This is a genomic window from Streptomyces sp. 11x1, from assembly GCF_032598905.1.
Lineage (GTDB): Bacteria > Actinomycetota > Actinomycetes > Streptomycetales > Streptomycetaceae > Streptomyces.
The window spans coordinates 4,107,703-4,126,275 of the sequence record NZ_CP122458.1 but is presented as its reverse complement, the minus strand read 5'-3'; the positions used below and the strand labels follow the sequence as shown (position 1 = coordinate 4,126,275).

At 70.1% G+C, this 18,573-nt stretch carries 12 protein-coding genes and 2 pseudogenes; 6 read left to right on the top strand and 8 right to left on the bottom strand.

Annotated features, from left to right (window positions below):
• The first annotated feature begins 208 nt into the window (after window positions 1-208).
• Together P8T65_RS17885 and P8T65_RS17880 are read left to right on the top strand one after the other, a co-directional pair.
• A complete protein-coding gene (locus P8T65_RS17885; RefSeq protein WP_316726297.1) occupies window positions 209-3,355 on the top strand; it encodes a glycosyl hydrolase 115 family protein in 3,147 nt (1,048 codons plus the stop codon).
• Window positions 3,356-3,390: 35 nt separating this feature from the next.
• A complete protein-coding gene (locus P8T65_RS17880) occupies window positions 3,391-4,470 on the top strand; it encodes an endo-1,4-beta-xylanase (RefSeq protein ID WP_316726296.1) in 1,080 nt (359 codons plus the stop codon).
• Window positions 4,471-4,482: 12 nt separating this feature from the next.
• Here the strand turns inward: P8T65_RS17880 and P8T65_RS17875 are convergent, their stop codons facing one another.
• Together P8T65_RS17875 and P8T65_RS17870 are read right to left on the bottom strand one after the other, a co-directional pair.
• Window positions 4,483-5,082 (bottom strand): Uma2 family endonuclease, encoded by a 600-nt coding sequence (locus tag P8T65_RS17875; RefSeq protein ID WP_316726295.1) that lies wholly within the window; start codon window positions 5,080-5,082, stop codon window positions 4,483-4,485.
• A 49-nt stretch (window positions 5,083-5,131) separates the two neighbouring features.
• Window positions 5,132-6,027 (bottom strand): annotated as a pseudogene (locus P8T65_RS17870) (helix-turn-helix domain-containing protein).
• Window positions 6,028-6,331: 304 nt separating this feature from the next.
• Between P8T65_RS17870 and P8T65_RS17865 the strand changes: the two are divergent.
• On the top strand, window positions 6,332-6,631 hold the full coding sequence (locus tag P8T65_RS17865) for an NIPSNAP family protein (RefSeq protein WP_316726294.1): 300 nt from the start codon (window positions 6,332-6,334) through the stop codon (window positions 6,629-6,631).
• 9 nt (window positions 6,632-6,640) lie between these two features.
• Here the strand turns inward: P8T65_RS17865 and P8T65_RS17860 are convergent, their stop codons facing one another.
• Both P8T65_RS17860 and P8T65_RS17855 read right to left on the bottom strand, forming a co-directional pair.
• The gene (locus P8T65_RS17860) at window positions 6,641-10,195 is read right to left on the bottom strand and encodes a WD40 repeat domain-containing protein (protein WP_316726293.1); all 3,555 of its coding nucleotides are present in this window, start codon (window positions 10,193-10,195) and stop codon (window positions 6,641-6,643) included.
• Window positions 10,196-10,327: 132 nt separating this feature from the next.
• Complete coding sequence (locus P8T65_RS17855; protein ID WP_316731623.1) at window positions 10,328-10,765, bottom strand: ATP-binding protein; 438 nt, start codon at window positions 10,763-10,765, stop codon at window positions 10,328-10,330.
• A 146-nt stretch (window positions 10,766-10,911) separates the two neighbouring features.
• On the opposite strand from P8T65_RS17855, the gene P8T65_RS17850 reads away from it, so the two are divergent.
• Together P8T65_RS17850 and P8T65_RS17845 are read left to right on the top strand one after the other, a co-directional pair.
• Window positions 10,912-11,775, top strand: coding sequence for a helix-turn-helix transcriptional regulator (locus P8T65_RS17850; protein ID WP_316726292.1), 864 nt, complete (start codon window positions 10,912-10,914; stop codon window positions 11,773-11,775).
• Window positions 11,772-11,981 carry a DUF397 domain-containing protein gene (locus P8T65_RS17845; protein WP_316726291.1) on the top strand — a complete coding sequence of 70 codons (210 nt, stop codon included), beginning with the start codon at window positions 11,772-11,774 and terminating at the stop codon, window positions 11,979-11,981. The genes P8T65_RS17850 and P8T65_RS17845 overlap by 4 nt, the downstream gene beginning before the upstream one ends.
• A gap of 24 nt (window positions 11,982-12,005) precedes the next feature.
• Here P8T65_RS17845 and P8T65_RS17840 read toward each other — a convergent pair whose 3' ends face one another.
• The 3 genes and pseudogenes from P8T65_RS17840 to P8T65_RS17830 form a co-directional block, all read right to left on the bottom strand.
• Window positions 12,006-12,197, bottom strand: coding sequence for a DUF2191 domain-containing protein (locus tag P8T65_RS17840; protein ID WP_316726290.1), 192 nt, complete (start codon window positions 12,195-12,197; stop codon window positions 12,006-12,008).
• A gap of 73 nt (window positions 12,198-12,270) precedes the next feature.
• Window positions 12,271-12,768 (bottom strand): annotated as a pseudogene (locus P8T65_RS17835) (type ISP restriction/modification enzyme); the annotation flags it as partial.
• 26 nt (window positions 12,769-12,794) lie between these two features.
• Window positions 12,795-14,780: an ATP-binding protein gene (locus tag P8T65_RS17830; protein ID WP_316726289.1), complete on the bottom strand. Its 1,986-nt coding sequence runs from the start codon at window positions 14,778-14,780 to the stop codon at window positions 12,795-12,797.
• Between the two features lie 155 nt (window positions 14,781-14,935).
• Here P8T65_RS17830 and P8T65_RS17825 point away from each other — a divergent pair, with 155 nt between their 5' ends.
• The gene (locus P8T65_RS17825; protein ID WP_316726288.1) at window positions 14,936-15,763 is read left to right on the top strand and encodes a hypothetical protein; all 828 of its coding nucleotides are present in this window, start codon (window positions 14,936-14,938) and stop codon (window positions 15,761-15,763) included.
• Between the two features lie 11 nt (window positions 15,764-15,774).
• Here the strand turns inward: P8T65_RS17825 and P8T65_RS17820 are convergent, their stop codons facing one another.
• The gene (locus tag P8T65_RS17820) at window positions 15,775-18,573 is read right to left on the bottom strand and encodes a poly(A) polymerase (RefSeq protein ID WP_316726287.1); all 2,799 of its coding nucleotides are present in this window, start codon (window positions 18,571-18,573) and stop codon (window positions 15,775-15,777) included.

The window sequence follows — 18,573 nt, the reverse complement described above, 5'->3', positions numbered from 1 at the left end:
GACCTGGTAGCTCCAGCATCAGCTGAGCTCCTGAAGGGGCCCGTACGACTTCGGTCGTACGGGCCCTTTCGCTTGCCCTGGCTTTACGGGCAGCTCGTTCGAAACTATTCGGCGCGTTCGACCCGTTGTCCCCTCGCTTCACTCCCTCCACCATTTGTCATGGCACTGAGCAAATCCGCGTTCGGAGCGATCGGTGGAGAGGTGTGGCATGGCCGGGGACGTCAGCCGTAGGAGCGTTCTGGGGGCGGGCGCGGGTCTCGCCGCGGTGCCGACGTTGCCGGGGACCGCGTGGGCCGGGGAGGGTCGGGCGACAGGGGCGCCCGGGGAGGGCGGGGGCGCGCGTGTCACCGATCCGGGCGCGTACCTCTCCTTCGCGCCCGTGTCCGGGGGATTCCCGCTGGTCGGTGCCCCGGTCGTGGTCAGTTCCGAGGATCACCCCGGGGTCGTGCGGGTCGCGGGGGACCTGCGGGACGACATCGAGCGGGTGACGGGGGTCCGGCCGGGGAGCGAGGTCGCGCGGGAGGTGGTCCTGGTGGGGACCATTGGGCGCAGTCCCCTGATCGACGGGCTGATCGACGCCGGGAAGCTGGACGTCGACGGGGTGCGGGGGAAGTGGGAGACCTCGTTGCAGACGGTCGTCGAGCGGCCGATGCCCGGGGTGCGGCGGGCCTTCGTCATCGCGGGCAGCGACCAGCGCGGCACGATCTTCGGGGCGTACGACGTCTCGTACGGGCTCGGCGTCTCGCCCTGGTACTGGTGGGACGACGTGCCGCCGGTCCGGCGCGCGGCGGTGTACGTGCGGCCGGGTCGCTTCAGCCAGGGGACGCCGGCCGTGAAGTACCGCGGTGTCTTCATCAACGACGAGAACCCGGCGCTCGGGACATGGGCGCCGGCGTACTTCGGGCCCGGGAAGGCGCCGGGGCACCCAGGGGGCTTCACCGCGGACTTCTGGGCCAAGGTCTTCGAGGCGCTGCTGCGGCTCAAGGGCAACTACGTCTGGCCGGCGGTGTGGGGGCGGGCCTTCGCCGAGGACGATCCGGAGAACCACGCGCGGGCGACGGAGTACGGAATTGTCATGGGCACGTCTCACGAGGCGCCCATGATGCGGGGGATCGAGGAGTGGAACCGCCATGCGGTACCGGCCGTGCGGGACAGCGCGGGCAAGGTCGTCACCCCCGGGCGGGACCCCTACGGGGGCACCGGGGAGTGGTCGTACCGGCGCAACGCCGAGGCCGTGCGGGCGTACTGGCGCGACGGCATCCGGCGCATGGTGGACCAGGGCTTCGAGGGCGTCGTCACGCTGGGGATGCGGGGGAACGGCGACACGAGCCTGCCGGACGGTGACGGCATCGAGCTGATGCAGGAGATCATCGCGGCGCAGCGCGGGATCATCGAGGAGGAGACGGGGCGGCCCGCGTCGGAGACCCCGCAGGTGTGGACCCTCTACAAGGAGGTCCAGCGCTACTGGGACCGGGGGCTGCGGGCGCCCGACGACGTGACCGTGGTCCTCACGGACGACAACTGGGGGAACATCCGCAAGCATCCGGACCCCGGGGAGCCCGTACGGCCCGGGGGGTACGGGTTGTACTACCACTTCGACTACGTCGGGGTCGGGCGCAACTACAAGTGGGTCGACACCGCCAACCTGGCGAACCTCTGGGAGCAGCTGCACGAGGCAGACGCCTACGGCAACCACGGCCTCTGGGTGGCGAACGTCGGTGACCTGAAGGGCAATGAGCTGCCGACCGAGTTCTTCCTCGACTACGCCTGGAATCCCGGGCGTTGGGATCTGGAGAACCTGGGGGAGTGGGAGCGGGGCTTCGCGCGGCTGCACTTCGGGGAGGAGGTCGCGGCCGGGATCGCCGAGGTGCTGAGCACGTACGGACAGCTTCAGGGGCGCCGCAAGCCCGAGCTGCTGAACCGGCGTATCACGGTCGCCGAGGGCACCACCGAGGTGGTCTACGACGACCAGGAGACGCCCTTCCACTTCGGGCACCGCGAGTTGGAGCGGGTCACGCAGGAGTGGCGGGCCCTGATGAGACGTGCCGAGCGGGTCGGCGGGCGGCTTCCGGAGGGCATGCGGGACGCGTGGTTCGAGCTGGTCGGCTACGAGGTGGCGGCCACCGCGAACCTGTACGGGCTGCGAGAGGCCGAGTTCCGCAACCTGCTGTACGCCAGGCAGGGGCGGGCGGCGACGAATCGTATGGCGGCCGAGGCGGAGGCGGGTCTGGAGCGGGACTTCGCGCTGGCCGATCGCTTCAACACCGAGGTCGCGGGCGGGAAGTGGCGGGGCTTCCAGACCCAGCCGCACATCGGATACGGGGACGTGGAGCGCTACGGCCCGAACGCCGGATGGCAGCAGCCGGAGAAGGACCATATGGCGCTGCCGGACGAGATCTTCCCCAAGGTGCGGCGGATCGAGGTGCCGGAGGCCGCCGAGTTGGGGGTGGCGGTGGACGGGGCGGACGACTCGGGGGAGTGGTGGCCCGGGTCGGGTGCCACTGGGGCGGGGCCGGTGCTTCCGGTGTTCAGCCCGTACCAGACCAGGCCCCAACAGTACGTGGAGATCTTCAACCGGGGGCGTACGCCCTTCTCGTACCGGATCGAGCCGTCGGTGCCGTGGCTGGTGGTGGAGCGGTTGCGGGGGCGGGTCGAGGAGCAGGAGCGGGTGGCGGTGCGGGTGGACTGGGGGCGGGTGCCGACGGGGCGCGCCTCGGGCTCGTTGACGGTGACAGGGGCCGGGGAATCGGTCACCGTGCGGGCCGTCGCGGAGAAACCGTCGGCGAGGGAGGCGCGGGGGCTCAGGGGATTCGTCGAGGCGGGCGGCTATGTCGCGATCGACGCGGAGCACTACGCGCGGGCGGTGGGGTCGGCCGACGGGCGCGTGCGCTGGCGGCGGATCGAGCGGATCGGACGTACGGGGGCGGGGATGACGCCGTGGCCCGTGACGGCGCCCCGGCGGACGCCGGGCGGGGCCGGGCCGCGGCTGGAGTACGAGGTGAGTCTTCTGTCGGCCGTGGAGGAGGTGACGGTCCGGGTGTATCTCTCGCCGAGGAATCCAGCGCTTCCGACGGGTGGCCTGCGGTACGGGGTGTCGTTCGACGGTGGGGAACCCCAGGTCGTCGACATCAGCGCCGTCACCGGGGCCGACGACGGACTCATGAACAAGCAGTGGGCGCGCAACACCTCGGACAACGTCAACATGACAGTGACCCGGCACGCGATCTCCGGGCCCGGGGTGCACCGGCTGACGTTCTGGATGGTCGACCCGACGGTGGTGGTGCAGCGCCTGGTGATCGACACGGGCGGGTTGACGCCGACGTATCTGGGGCCGTTGGAGAGTCGCCGGATCTGAGTTCCGAGTTCTGAGGTCTGAGAAGGGACCTGGAGATGACGTACATGAACCGGTTTCGCATGCCCGCGCTCGGGGTGGTCGCCGGGGCGCTGCTGGCCACGGCGGTGGCCGTGCCGTCGGCCTCTGCGCACGGCCCTCATGGCGGCCCGTCGTTGAGGGCGCTCGCCGACCGCGCCGGCGTCCGCGTCGGCACGGCCGTCGACATGACGGCCCTCGCGGACGACCGGACGTACCGCCGGACGACGGTCCGTGAGTTCAACTCGGTGACCGCCGAGAACGTCATGAAGTGGGAGTCGGTGGAGCCGCAGCGGGGGGTCTACGACTGGAAGGCCGCCGACGACCTGGTCCGTTTCGCGCGGGCGAACGGGCAGGTCGTGCGCGGGCACACCCTGGTCTGGCACAGCCAGCTGCCGGGCTGGCTGACGGCCGGGGTGGCGGACGGATCGATCGGCGCGACGGAGCTGCGCGGCATCCTCAGGAAGCACATCACCACCGAGGTGAAGCGGTACAAGGGGAAGATCCAGCAGTGGGACGTGGTCAACGAGGTCTTCGAGGAGGACGGCAGCCTGCGGAACTCGATCTGGCTGCGTGAGCTGGGCCCGTCGTACATCGCGGACGCGTTCCGCTGGGCGCACGCCGCCGATCCGAAGGCGAAGCTCTTCCTCAACGACTACAACGTGGAGGGCGTCAACGCGAAGTCCACGGCGTACTACGAACTGGCAAAGCGGTTGCGCGCGGAGGGCGTACCGGTGCAGGGCTTCGGCGCGCAGGGGCACCTCGCGATCCAGTACGGCTTCCCGGCCGACGTCCCCGCGAATCTGGCCCGCTTCGAGGCGCTGGGGATGCGGACGGCGTTCACGGAGGTGGACGTGCGGATGATCCTGCCGGCGGACGAGGTGAAGTCGGCGACGCAGGCCAGCTACTACCGGCAGTTGCTGGACGCCTGTCTGGGGGCGCGGAGCTGCACGTCGTTCACGGTGTGGGGATTCACGGACAAGTACTCGTGGGTGCCCGGAGTCTTCGACGGCGAGGGCTCGGCGACGCCGATGGACGAGGAGTACGGGCGCAAGCCGGCGTACGGGGCGCTGCGGGAGGGGTTGGCGGCCGGGAGGTGAGCGGCGTCGACCTCAGCCCTTGTCCGGGTAGCGGGGCAGGTTCTCCGTGGAGATGGTCCAGTCGGCGATGGTGACGTCCTCGCCGTAGACGAAGTCCTTGCGGGTGGCGTAGCGCGGGCCGTCCGGCGTGGCGTGGATGTCGGTGAGGACGGCGCCCGTGCCGGTGCGGGGGTCGAAGACGGCGTAGACGGGGATGCCGAGCAGGGGGTAGTCGCGCATCTTGGCGACCCAGTCGTTGTCGGGGTTGGAGCGGGAGACGACCTCGATCGCGGCGACGAGTGTCCGGGGGTCGATGGAGCCCGGGACATTGAGATCGTCCCAGGCGATCACCATGACATCGGGGTGGCGCATGATGCCCTCCGGCTCGTCCTCCACGTCGGGCGTGCCGTTGTGGGCCAGCAACTCCTCCGGCATGAGTTTTTCCAGACGGCGGCTGACATGTGCTGCCGTCACTTCGTGAGGTCCTCCCGGAGACATCATGTCGTGGACGATCCCTTCCTTGGTGATCTCGAATTTGCCGGGGAGGGCGTCGTCCATCGACTGAACGAAATCCCGCATGGTTCGGTAGATGTGGGGGGCGCCGTGTTGCGCGTCGTCCGGGGCGATGGTCATGGCGCTCGCTCCTCGTCTGGGCCCGTGGGCAAGGATCGTCACGTTCATGCTAGGTGACCTCCATGAGGTTGGGCCTGGGGTCGGGCCCGCAGTCGCGGCAGCGGCTCCCTTTCGGGCCCCGGAAGCCACGGTCGCAGCCGTCGCAGTTCGTCATCTCGTAGTGGGCGGGAGGCGGTGACGCCGGGGCGCGGTACGGCGGCAGGGGTGGCAGCCGGTCCGTGAGCCGGTGGGCCAGGAACGCGGCCGGGCGATGGAGGGGCTCGTTCGGGAGATCGTCGGTCAGGGCGTGGCGTACGGCGGTGGGGGTGAGGTCGCGCTCCAGCCAGGCGGCGACGCCCGGGGCGAGGTGCGCGGCGTCGCAGGCGGAGAGCAGCAGCCGGGGTCCGTGCGGCGCAGGTCGGCGAGGAGATCGGTGGCGGTCTGGAGGAGGGTGGGGGAGCGGTAGGCGGGCTGGGGGACGGCGGGGAGGGGCTTGCGGGGGGTCTTTTGCCTCGGGTCCTGGCGGTCCTTCCGGGGCGCGTGCGCCGGGCGTGCCCCGGGCTCGTTGTCGGCCCTGTTGTGGCCGGGCTGGTTGCAGGAGGTCGTACGGGTGACGATCCGGCCGCCGGGGGTACGTACGCGCTCCCGGCGCAGGTAGCCGTGGTCCTGCAACTCGTTCAGCGCGGCGGCGATCCGGGTCGCGCCCTCCTTGAAGCGGGCCGCGAGGCTCTTGATGTCGACGCGGGCGCCCTTCGGCAGCGACTGGATATGCGTCGCCAGCCCGATCGCGAGGAGCGACAGCTCCGGGTGCTGGGCGAGGTGGTTGCCGATCACCGTGAAGCGGGTGGTGTGGCGGGTGTGGTCGTGGACCAGGCCGCCGCCGGATTGGCTCTGCCGGTTCGGGTGGTTGTTGTCGGCAAGCCGGGCATGGGCGCGCGGGGGCGCGCTAGGGTGCTGGGTATCCATCGGGAAGCTCCTACTTCCTCGGTGGTCAGGCCCTCGCACTGGGATTGCCGTCCCGGCGGGGGCCGTCGCATGTCTGCGGTTGTGTTGCGCCGAGCGTAGGGCAGGTGACCGCTCCCGAATCCAGCCGAGTGGGCGATGTTCACCCGCGAGGGTGAGGCGGCCTGCCGGGCGGGAGGAGGGGTGGGGTTTGGTGGGGTTCTTTCTCTCCCAGGGTTCTTTGGGGAAAGACCGCTCGCCGCACCGAAGCGCACATTTCCGGGTTCCGGTAGTACACGCACCTCGCGGTTCGGAGAGGATGTCTGTCATGCCGAAGACCACGAAACTGCGCACGTACACCATCCAGGACGGTCTGCTCGACGAGTGGGTACAGCGCTGGCGGAGCGAAATCGTGCCGTTGCGGCTGGAGTTGGGGTTCACGATCGGTGGAGCTTGGGTGGATCGTGAGAGCAACCGGTTCATCTGGCTCATCTCGTACGACGGTCCGGAGACCTTCGCCGAGCGCAATGCCCTGTACTGGTCGTCGCCCGAGCGCAAGGCCATGGGCCTGAACCCGGACGACTACCTCGTCGGCGACGACGAGCTCACCATCGAACAGGTCTACTGATGCACGACGTCACACGGGGTCGAGCGACAGCAGATGCTGCCGCCGTTCCTCGTGCGTGAGGGTGCGGAAGACCCTTCCCCGGGCGGTCGCCTCCAGCCCGTCGTAGTCCGGCTCCGCCCGCCACACCCGCGCTGTCCCGTCGGCCGATGCTGTGAGCAGGCGTGCACCGTCCGGGGACCAGGACACGGAGGTCACCTTGTCCTGGTGCACGCCGACCACGGCGATTTCCTTGAGGGTGGAGGCGGACCAGACCCGTACGGTGCGGTCGTCGGAGCCCGTGGCGATGTGCCGGCCGTCCGGTGACCAGGCGACGGCGCGAAGCCGCCCCTCGTGCCCCTTGAGCACATCGACGCGCCGTCCGGTGGCGACATCCCACACGGCGGCCGTCCAATCGGCGGAAGCGGTGGCGATCCTCGTCTCGTCCGGTGACCAGGCCACGTCCTCGACGTAGTTCTCGTGGCCGCGCAACACGGTGAACTGACGCCCCTCCTCGATGTCCCAGAGTCGGCACGTACGGTCGTCAGAACTGCTGGCGAGCCGCCGCCCGCTCGGCGACCAGGCCAAGCGCCCCACCCAGTCCTGGTGTTCCGTCAGTTTCAGCAGCTGGGTCCCATCGCGTGCGGACAGGACACACACAGCGCCGTCGTGACCACCGGTGGCGATCCGGCCGCCGTCCGGGGACCATGCGCACCCCTCGACGACCTCGCCCTGTCGTTCGAACAGTGTGCCGCCGTGTCCGTCGACAATCCGGAACAGGCCGTTGTTGGTGCCGAACGCGAGCCGTTCGCCCTGCGGAGCCCAGGCGACGGCCCAGACCCGGTCCGCCACCTCGGTCACCGGTCCGGCCACGACGCCGGTGTCCGAGTCCCACACACGCAAGGTGCCGTCGTCCGAGGCCGTGGCGAAACGGCTGCCGTCGCCGGACCAGGCAGCCTGGTTCACCGGGCGCCGGTGTCCGTCGGCCATGACGGTCTCGGCACCACGCGGACGCAGGTCCCACACCATGCCGGTGCCGTCGCTGGAGCTGGTGGCGAGCGTGGTCCCGCAGGGTGCCCAGGTAACGCCCCACACCGTGTCGGCGTGGCCACGCAGCACGGCCAGGACCTTGGCGTCCGCTGTGTCCACGATGCGCACCGTGCGATCGGAAGAGGCACTGGCCAGCATGCGGCCGTCCGGCGACCAGGCCAGGTTCCAGACGTAGTCGGCGTGTCCGCGAAGTAACAGGCGCAGTTCGCCGGTCCCGGCATCCCAGATGCGGGCGGTGTGGTCCCCGGAGCCGGTGGCGATGTGCCGCCCGTCCGGCGACCAGGCGATGCCCTCGACGAAGTCCGAGTGCCCGGTGAGCGTGGTGACCGCCTCCCCTGTCGCCAGGTCCCACACGATCGCGCTCTGATCGTGGGAGGCGGAGGCCAGGCGGCTGCTGTCCGATGACCACGCCACGCCCCAGACGTCTTCGCAGTGCCCACGCAGTTCGTGCGCGAGCCGCCCGGTATCGGCTTCCCAGACCCGTACGACCCGGTCCTTGGAACTTGCGGCGACATGTCTGCCGTCCGGCGACCAGGCCACCTGTCTGTTGACGTCCTCGGCACCGGTGAGCAGCCCGACCGGCTCCCCCGAGGCGGCGTCCCAGATACGGACGACCCGGTCACGGCCGACGGTGGCCAGTCTTGCCGAGTCCGGTGACCAGGCGACGGACTCGACCATGACGCCGTCGCACGGCAGAACCAGCAACGGGCGTCCGGAGAGCGCGTCGTAGACGCGGCCGGTGCCGTCCCTGGAGGCTGTGGCCAGCATGCGGCCGTCCGGGGACCAGGCGATGTGCCGAACGGTGTCCGTGTGCCCGTCGAGCCGGGAGCGGAGGTGACTCGCCGCCAGCGCCGCCATCAGCCCACGCCTGGCAGAGGGCGTGGGTGCGCACTCGTCCAGCGCGGCGAGTGAGAGCAGCAGGGAACGCTCCGGTTCGCTCTGGGCGCTGAGCAGAACCTGACGGCCGATGCTGTCGGAGATCCTGATCAGGAAAGTCAGGTCACGGCGCTGTGAGGACTCGACGAGCGCGCGGGCGGCTGCGGACGCCTGCCCGGATTCCTCCAGCGCTTCGAGCCAGCGCCGGGCCGCGGTGAGACGTTCCCCGGTGAGGAGATAGTCGTCACTTCGTCCGGCCCGCTCCCAGTCGGCCGCCCATCGCTCCAGCTCGGCGCGCTCACGGAGTCGTTCGGCCCGGGCCTCGACCTCCTGCCGCAACGGGGCCCACTGGCGGAACAGCGCCTCGTGGGTGACCTGCGCGAACGGCTCACCGCCGGTCGCGGAACCGCGACCCGTGGCATCGGTGCGCAACAACCGGGCCTCGACGAAGGCATCGACGACAAGGCTGTCCCGTTCGTCGAGTTCGGACAACGGCACATGGCGACGGGCCACGTCCTGGCCCTCGACGGTGACGAACTTGAGCAGGACCCGGAGGACGGAGTCGATGCCCAGGCCCGCACCGAGCCCGGTCACGGTGTTGTCCGCCTGGCGCGCGAGCGCGCCGGGCACTCCGCCGAGCCGCTGGTACAGCTCCTCGGTCACCGTCCCGCCGGGGCCAGCGGCGAAGAACAACTCCTGTAGGAGATAGGCGAGCAGCGGAAGCGCGTCGTCCGTCCCGGTCTCGCCGACGATCGAGTCGACGACACCGGACTCGAAGCGGAGCCCGACGAGGGCGCCGGGTCGCTCAACGGCTTCGACGAGCTGGGCCCGGCCCAGAGTCCCGATGGCGATGGGATGTTGGAGCAGCTCTGCTTGCCCCGTGCCGAGGAGCCTGCCGAGCAGATCCACACGGAGGGTGACCAGGACCCGAACCGCCGGGTCCTGGTCCACACAGTTGCGAAGCGCTTCCAGGAACTGGGCTCGTTCCCGCTCGCCCGCCAGGGTGACGACCTCCTCGAACTGGTCGACAACGAGGAGTATCCGCCGGAACCGCCCACCACGCAGCCGCGCCAACTCGGCTCGCAGCGCGTCCGGCCCCAGGCGAAGCCTGCGCAGCACGGCGCTCGCCGGTTCCTGTCCCTCCGAGGCAGCCGCCAGCGCCCCGGCGAGGGCGCCCAGCGGGCCGGCGCCCGGGGCGAAGGCCGGCACGACGGTCCAACGGCGTTGCCGAAGCCGGGGCATCACCCCGGCTCGGACCAGCGAGGACTTTCCGCTTCCGGAGGCCCCGACCAGCACCAGAAACCGTTCCGCCGGGCTGGCGGCAGTGGCATGCAGCCGACGTGTCAGTTCGGCCGCCTGCGCCTCGCGGCCGAAGAAGACGGCCGCCTCGTCCTCGTCGAACGCGTCGAGCCCCGGGTAGGGAACCCTGTCACGCGGCCACTCGATCCGGGGTGGTGCGGGATTCTCCAGCCGGTGGGCGACGACCTGCCCGACCACAAGCGCCAGGATCAGTACGCCGATGGCCGGAACGGAGAAGCGCTGAATGGCCTCCAGCGCCCAGGGAGCGTTGTCCGTACTGGTCGCGTAGTTGGTGGCGATCCCGAGCAAGCAGGCGACCAGCGCCAGCAGGACCTGGAGCACGACCTGCATACGGTTCCTCATCGAGTACCGCCCACCCCCGTCGTACCGGTCTCGAAGGACCGGCATCGCGCCACCCATTCATGACCATCTTCTGGGGGTCCGCGGCGGTGTTCAACGGCGAGTACGGGTTTCGGCCATCACCAGGCGTTCGACTCAGGGTGCGAGCTTCACCTCGGCCCATACGGTCTTGCGCGGCGGCCGTCCCTCGGTCACTCCCCAGCGGTCGGCGAGAGCCTCGACGAGGAGGAGGCCTCGGCCGGACTCGGCTTCGGGGGAGAGGGGTTCGGGCTGGGGCAGCCGTTCGGGGCGCGTGTCCGTCACCTCGATGCGGAGGGTGACGCCGATGACGTACATCGTCAGATCGAAGTCGCGACCCCGGACCCGTCCGTGCGTCGCCGCGTTGGCCGCCAGCTCGGCGACCAGGTGGTCCGCCGGGTGCAAGGGCAGCTCCCACGCGCGCAGTCGCTCGGTGGCGAGGAGGCGGGCGAGCCGGGCTCCGCGAGGTGTGGGTGACAGCCGGACGCTGAAGTTGCGGAGGGGGCTGACGAGTTCGGTGTCGGGGGCGACGGTTTCCGGATTCACGTCACTCAGCGTGGCGGTGCGTGCCTACTGTGAACAGTGACTACGCCGGTACGTACGGTTACTGTCCAGGGCTTGTCCGGCGCTGTCGGGCTTGTCCAAAACGGGCGTACAGGTAGGGGGCGTTGAGTCACAGCGGTACGGCGGAGGGGTGCGCGATGCACGTGGACGGGCTCAAGGACGCGACGGACGAGCCGGGTTGGGAGGTGGACCCGGACGACGACTGGGGCGTCGCGGTCGTCGAGACCGTGGGGCGGCAGTTGAAGCTGAGGCGTGAGGCCGTCGGCATGCGGGTGGCGGACTTCGCTGTGGCGATCGGGTACGGCGAGGACCTGGTCTACAAGATCGAGGCCGGGAAGCGGATTCCCCGGCAGGAGTACCTGGACAAGTCCGACGAGGTGCTGGAGGCGGGCGGGCTTGTCTCGGCGACCTGGGAGGACGTGAAGAAGGTCCGGTACCCGAAGAAGGTGCGGGAACTGGGGAAGCTGGAGGGGCAGGCGGTCGAGATCGGGGTGTACGAGTGCAACATCATCGCCGGGTTGTTGCAGACGCCGGACCATGCGCGGGCCGTCATCGGGGCGGCTCAGCCGCCGTATTCGCCGGACGACGTGGAACGTATGGCTGCGGCTCGGCTTGCCCGGCAGTGCGTCTTCGCACGTGATCCGGCGCCGTCGATTCACTTCGTCCTGGAAGAGGCACCTCTGCGTCGGCAGGTCGGAGGCACAATGATGTGGCGACAGCAGCTCGAACGCCTGCTGGAGGTGGGGCGGTTGCACAATGTCACACTGCAAGTGATGCCGACGAACACTGAACCCCATCCGGGACTGGACGGCAGGATCGAACTGCTCAAGTTCTCGGACGGTAGTGCCGTGGGCCGCTCCGACGGTGCGTTCAACGGTCGGGCGACCCATGATCCCAAACACCTGCGCATCCTTGAGCTGCGGTATGGCACCATCCGGGCTCAGGCTCTCTCGCCCCGGGAGTCGCTGGCCTTCATCGAGCAACTGCTGGGAGAAACATGATCCACAAGGCCGTTGGCGGGGATACCTCCGAGTTGGCGTGGTTCAAGAGCAGTTACAGCGGTGGCACCGACGGCAACTCCTGCGTCGAGGTCGCCGTAACCTCCGGCACTGTCCACGTCCGCGACTCCAAGGACGTACGGCTCCCTCGGCTCGCGCTCACGCCGACCGCCTGGGCGGACTTCGTGTCGCACACCGCCGAGGGCTGACGGCTGAGGTGTCGGCGAGGTAGTTCACCGCCCTGCTCGCTCCCTGGCTTCGAATACCTCGAAGTCGAGGAAGCCGTCAGCACTGGCCTGAAGCCAGTGCAACGCACGGGCTCGGCTGATGGTGTCTCGCTTGGTCCTGGTGTCCAGCCGCTGCTGGGCGAAGGTCGGCAACGCGTCGTCGATGTCGATCAGAGTGCGGTTCAGGGGGACCTCCACGCGGTAGGCGGATCCGTGTGTCGGAGGCGTCCCGTGCCGGAGTGGTGTCGGCACGGGACGCGTTCTCGTCGAGTCAGGCGGCGGCTTCGATGATGTCGAGCGGCGGGAGGTGCTTGACGATCTCGATGGTCGCAAGGCTCACCGTCACGACGCGCATGAGCAGCTTGACGATGTACTCTGGGTCGTCGGACCAGTCGTTGGAGTCGTTGACGATGCCGGACTTCGGGTCGGTCTTCATCTGGTACCGGTTGATGATCCACTCGATCGCCGAACGGGCGCCGAGCTGGTACTCGTACGCCTCCTCCGGGATGTTCTCCAGAGTGACGTGGTTGTTGTAGACGATCCGCGTCCGGTCCTGGACACCCTTCACCTTCGGGATCTTCATCTTCGTCACTCGCAACAGCTCGTCCAGGGGCATGTCCGGACGGGCGTGGGTGAGCGTCCTCACGATGCCACTGAAGGGCTTCGCGGACTCGTATTTGATGTGCAGCTCGGAGAGCTGGCGGCCGGCCTCGGCGAACGCCCGGAAGGCGCGCACCTTCGGGATACGCGGCAAGGACTTCCTCAGGTCAGCGGCGTTCGTGGCCGGTCAGACCGTCACTGTGTGACCTCGGCGACGCCGGTACTCCGAGGGCCCGGAACCGTCCCGTCGGCAACCAGTTCCGTCACCGCGTCGCCGTGGTTGCGGACCAGGTAGTCCATCGCGTGCTCGGTGGAGGACTGGTACTCCAGCTGTTGCCCGTAGAAGCGGAGCCGAGCCTCGCAGTCCTGGACGAGTTCGCCCCAGGTGCGGACCCAGATCCGGTACGTCGGCTGGTTCAGAGCGCATCCGGGGGGATTGTGGGGCTGGTGGGACAGCTCGCGCAGCGTGTCCGTCATGTCGTTTCCGACCAGCCAGAAGTCCCATGTGGTGCGGGTGTCCCGGAACCGGTCGTCCTTCCGGACGGCCTGTGCGTAGCTGCTGAGCTGCTCGAACTCGCCCGATCCCAGGGTGAGGCCGGGACGTTTGAGTTCGACCACCAGGTGGTGCCGTTCGTCATGCCGGTGCCGGGACGCTCTCGACAGCATGAGGTCGACAATCCCCTGGCGTCCGTCGGGCCGGAGCACGGGAGGGCCCGTCGGCTTCTCGCGGCCCAGCAGGTGGCAGTGCTTCCGCAGAACCTCGGTGAGGCTTCGATCGCTCACGTGCAGGCCGTACTCCTCGCCGAAGATCCAGCACTCGTTCTCCAGGATTCGGTGGAGTTCGGAGCGCTCCTTCACGCGGTTCTTGGCGTGGGGGTCGAAGACGAGGTGCTCCAGAGCCGCCAGGAAGTCCAGCCGACTGGTCGCGGCCGTGGAGGCCTTGAGCAGAGCCGACAAGGGAGTGCGGTCGAGGAGTCGGTTGAGCTGCTCCCGTTCCTGCTTGGAGAGGTTGAACAGCTCCTCGGCGATGCGCAGGACGTCCGAGGGCTCGTGAGCGAGTACGGATCGAAGCAGGGCGAACGTGGTCCTGCGCGTTCCGGTGGACTTGGGCAGGTGACGGAAGACCGTCGTGGCCACCGCGTCGAACGTCTCGCGCTCGGTGCGTTCGCGTGCGTCGGCGGGTTGCTCCGCGTACGGGTAGATGCCTTCCCTGCGCCATTGCGCGACCTGTTCCCGTCGTCGTTCGTCGACGCGTGCGCGGAAGTGAGCCTTGAGTCGCTCACGGGCCGTCGTGAGGACTTCGGCCAGCGGTCCGTGCGTCGCCCAGTCGGTGAAGGCGAGGTCTTCGGAGTCGATGTCGTCGAAGCCGGACCAGCTGAGATGCGCCGTGAACTCGAAGCCCGGGGCCTGGATGCCCGGCTTGAGCTGCGCTCGCGACATGCCCTCGCCGTCGCACAGGAAGAGCGCGCGGGTGACGGGCTTGCGCCACTCGACCACCTTCAGACGCGCGGGCTCGCCGCTCCAAGCGGCGGGGGAAGGCAGGTCGTAGTCGCTGACGTGCGACTGCTCGGCGGCCGGGTCGAGGTTCTGGCCGTCGTACTCGATCCGGACGTCCGGGTACTTCTCCAGGTACGTGGCGAAGGCCGTGGTGAGTGATGAGCGGGCCCGGTCCTCCGCGAGGATGTCCAGCTGCTCGTCCTCGCCGAACGCCTCGAACAGCGTGCCGGTCGGATCGTCGGTGGGTTCCGGGTCGCCGATGTCGAACTCGTCCATCGAGCGCCGGTCCGCCTCTATCACCAGCTGCTGCCGGCCCCCGACCCCGTCGCTGACGCTGGTCCAGCGCACCTGGATGCCGAGGGCGAAGGCACGCACCCGGCCCCGCCCGTTCTTGCCGTGCAGGGCACGCTTCTTCACCGGGCTGCCCTGCGCGCGCTTCTTCCAGGAGGCGCCGATCGGCCGGAAGTACTCCTCGCAGTGCTCGGCCGACATCCCGCTGCCGTCGTCCTGGACGCTGACCCGGTCCACGCCGCCCAGGTCGTTGCGCTCCAGCGTGACGACGACGTGCCCGGCATCGGCGTCGACGCTGTTCCAGATCAGCTCCTCGACCGCGCCGATCGGATCGCGCAGCCGCGCCAGCTCGGCGACGTGTTCCCGACTGGTCTCCAGCCGCACCTTCACCATGACGTCGGTTTCTCCGGTTCTTTCATGTTCTGCCGTACATCCCTGGTCGAGGGCAAAGTCTGCCCTCTGCGGCGGGCCTGACGTGGGGAATCGCCGCGAGATCACTCTTGGTACTCTGCCGCCGCTCGTACGGACATCCATTCGAAGAGGTGTGAATGAAGTCAGGCAGACGAACCGTCGCGGTGGCCACGCTCGTGGGGGCGCTCGGGCTCTCGGTGCTGAACGCGCCGACGGCTCAGGCGGCGGACACCGGTATCACCGTGTCGGACATCGTCATCAACAAGGGCAAGCCGATCGTGGTGGGTACGACGAAGGAAGTGGCGCCGCCGATCTCCTTCAACATCGCTCTGCCAGCCGGGCAGAGCACCGCGACGCCCTCCGGTTACACCGCGCACCCCTTCATCTACCGCGGTGGCATGAGCAAGGCCGTCGACACCGGCGACGGCTACATCGGGCCGGGTATCTACACCTGTTTCGAGATCGACGCCAAGCACGCCCGCTGCGAGGGCGAGTTCCACATCGACCCGCACTGGAGCCGGAAGCAGGTCGACACCAACGCGGCCGCCACGACCTGGAAGACCGCCGTCGCGCTGCGCCTGTGGAAGGCCGACGGCGGTCTCAAGACCGAGGAGTACGAGACCCGGTCCCAGACCGTGCAGCTCAAGCGCGCGGCCAAGGCGACCGTCAACGCCACCCCCGAGCCGGTCACCAAGGGCAAGGCCATCACCGTCACGGGCAAGCTGACCCGGGCGAACTGGAGCACGAAGAAGTACGACGGCTACGGCGGCCGTACCGTGAGCCTCCAGTTCAAGGCCAAGGGCTCCGACACCTTCAAGACGGTGAAGAAGGCCACCACCAGCAGCACGGGGACGCTGAAGACCACGGTCACGGCCTCCGCCGACGGCTCGTACCGCTGGGTCTACTACGGCAACTCGACGACCGGCGTCGCCACCAGCGCGTCGGACTACGTCGACGTCCTCTGACCCTCTCCGTCTCAGTACAGGGTCGGTACCTCGCCGCCCTCCGCCCGCGTCAGCGTGACTCCCGCCAGGCCGCGTAGCCGGCGTTCCGCCACGGCGGTCAGTGCGGCGGCGGTCGGCGGGGTCTTCCCCAGGCCGATGGCGTAGCGGGCGGGGGCCGTGGTGAAGGGGCGGGGCCAGGCGTGGCAGTCGGGGGCCAGTTCGGCGAGGTCCGTGATCAGGGCCCGCATCCTGCCCCGGACCCGGCCCTCGTCCGCGCCCTCGTCCCGGCTCCCGCCCCCGCCTCTGCCCGAACCCACCGTCAGGACCGCCCAGGCGGCGTGGCGGCGGTGGAGTGGGGGAGGGGTGAGGATGTCGGTCCAGGGGGCGTCCTCCTCCAGCAACTCCCAGGCCCGGAACAGCTCTTGGGTGACCAGGTCCCGCATGCCCGCCGTCACCTGGTCCGTGCAGGAACGGACCGGGGCGGACGGGGTCGCGACCGTGAGGGGCCCGGGGACTCCGTCCAGCTCTCCCACCGGCTCGCGCCAGTCCCACGCCGCCCACGTCGCGAAGAAGGGCCGCAGGAGGTCGGTCGGTGGCAGATCGGCCGACTGCGCCGCCGTGCGGGCCGACAGCACCGACCACGCCAGGCCCGGGAGCCCGCCGAACGGCGCCGAGTCCAGGCCCCTGGCCTTGGCCCACACCTTGACCTGCCGGGCCAGCCGGACGAACGCCGGGTCATGCGCACCCACCGACGTGAGCACCGCCTCCGCGTCGCTCACCGCGCTGAGCGCGATCGCCGCCGCCTCACCCAGCTCGGCCCGCCGCGCCACCGCCTCCGCCGGATCCATCACCCCCGTGGCCACGACCGCCAGATCCACATCCAGCCCGTCGAGCCGCAGCCGTACGCCGGGTACGCGAGCGCCGATCACCTCGCGCACCTCGCCGACCGCCACGCCCGTCATCGTGGTCAACTTGGCCTGCACGGCGTCCAGTTCGACCGTTCCCGGCAATGCCGCCACCAGGTCCAGGTCCGCGCCCGGCAGCGCGCAGCCCATGCGCCGGGAGCCGACCACGTGCACGACGCCGTCCGGGAGTGCCTCCGTGAGGAGGCGGGCGATCCGGTCCGCCACCTCATCCCCGCCGACCTCGGCCACCTCCTCCGATGCCCGCTCCTCCGCCCACCGCACCTCTCCCGTCCCCAGGCCCACCGTCCCGCGCACCCGCATGGGCTCGTCCCCGCGCCGCGACAGCAGCGCCAGTTCGCCGACCCGCGCCCGCATGGGGGTCAGTCGGGCCTCGCAGGACTTGGCCAGGGTGTTCGGGTCGGTGGTGCGGCCCAGGCTGAGGTGCGGGGTGAACCCCTCGCGGTGGCCGCGACAGTGCGGGAAGTGGCGTACGAGGGTGCCGTGCAGGTCGGCCCACGGGCCCTCGCCGGCCGCCGCCGGGTCCAGCCACACTGTCGCGTCATCGCGATGCCCGAACCAGTGCACACCTTCCAGCCGGGCTTCGAACGGCGAGGTCGCGGCCGTCGCGAGCAGCGCGGCCGCCTCCTCGAAGGCGTGCTCCGGTACGAAGCCGAAGAGGACGTTGACGTGCGGGGGCCAGCGGTGGATCTGCGGGTCGTGGTCGCGGCGGATGTCCTGGACCGGCGGCCACAGCTCCTCGGGAGGGAGCCAGGCCAGCGCCGTACGGGCCGTCGGCCGTGCGTCGAGGCGGCGGGCGACGTCGGTGTCCGGGGCCTCGGGTGCCACCTCCACCCGTACGCCGTAGTGGTCCGAGACGTACAGCCCCTCCGGGGTGGGCGAGTCCCCGTGCAGCCGGGCCGAGCGCACCCCCAGACCCGTGCCGCGCAGCAGTACCCGGTCCAGCCGGGAGGCCCGTCCGGACAGGGACGAGACCGCGGCCAGCGGGTTGGCGGTCGGGTCGAAGGTCGGTGTCGTGTCCGCCCGGCCGTGCGTCTCGCTCCACGCGTCCCGCATGCCCAGGGCCGCCTGCGGGGTGTCGTCGCCGTCGTTGAAGTCGCCGAGGAGCAGCAGGTCGGCGTCCAGGGTCGCGAACCCCTCGGCCAGCCGGGCCAGTTCGGCGGAGCGGCGGCCCGCTCCGTCGGTGGAGTGGTCACTGCTCAGATGCGTCGTCGCCACGACGAGAGGGCGTGCGCCCGCTTCCACGACCACGGCGGTCACCGCCTTGTGCGGGCCCAGCGCGTGGAACGCGGCCTCGCGGACCGGCAGCCGGCTCAGCAGGAGCAGACCGCACTCGTCCACGTCCCGCCCGCGCGGATCCGTCCCCAGGATCCAGCCCTCCCGTACCCAGGGCTCGCGCAACAGCATGGCCAGCAGCTCCGCCTCGACCTCCTGCAACGCGATCACGTCCACGTCGGCCTCACGCAACGCCCGCAGCAGCAGCGGCCTGCGCCGGGCGCTGTCGATGAGGTCGGCGTCGTAGCGGTCCCAGAGGGTGTTCCAGGTCAGCACCCGTACGGCTGCCGCGGCGACGCCGCCCGGTGAGCGCGCGGGCGCCCAGTCCTCTCCGTCCCACGCATGTGGCGTGCGCGCCGTGAAGAACGGCGCTCGGAGCAGGCGCGCCTCCCGTACGCGCCCCGCGTCCGTCGCGTCGATCCGGTCCGTCCCCGTGGCCCGGTCCCAGACCAGCTCGCCGTCCGCCTCGAAGAACAGCACCCGGTGCCACGGGATCTCGCCGCCGGGCACGAACGCGGGCAGCGGGACCCGCTTGGGGTCGGCGTTCCGCTGGAGCACGCCGAGCACGAAGCGGGCCGGGTCGAAGCGCGCGTCCCAGCGCACCCGGTGATAGATCTCCTCGCTCGTCCGCAC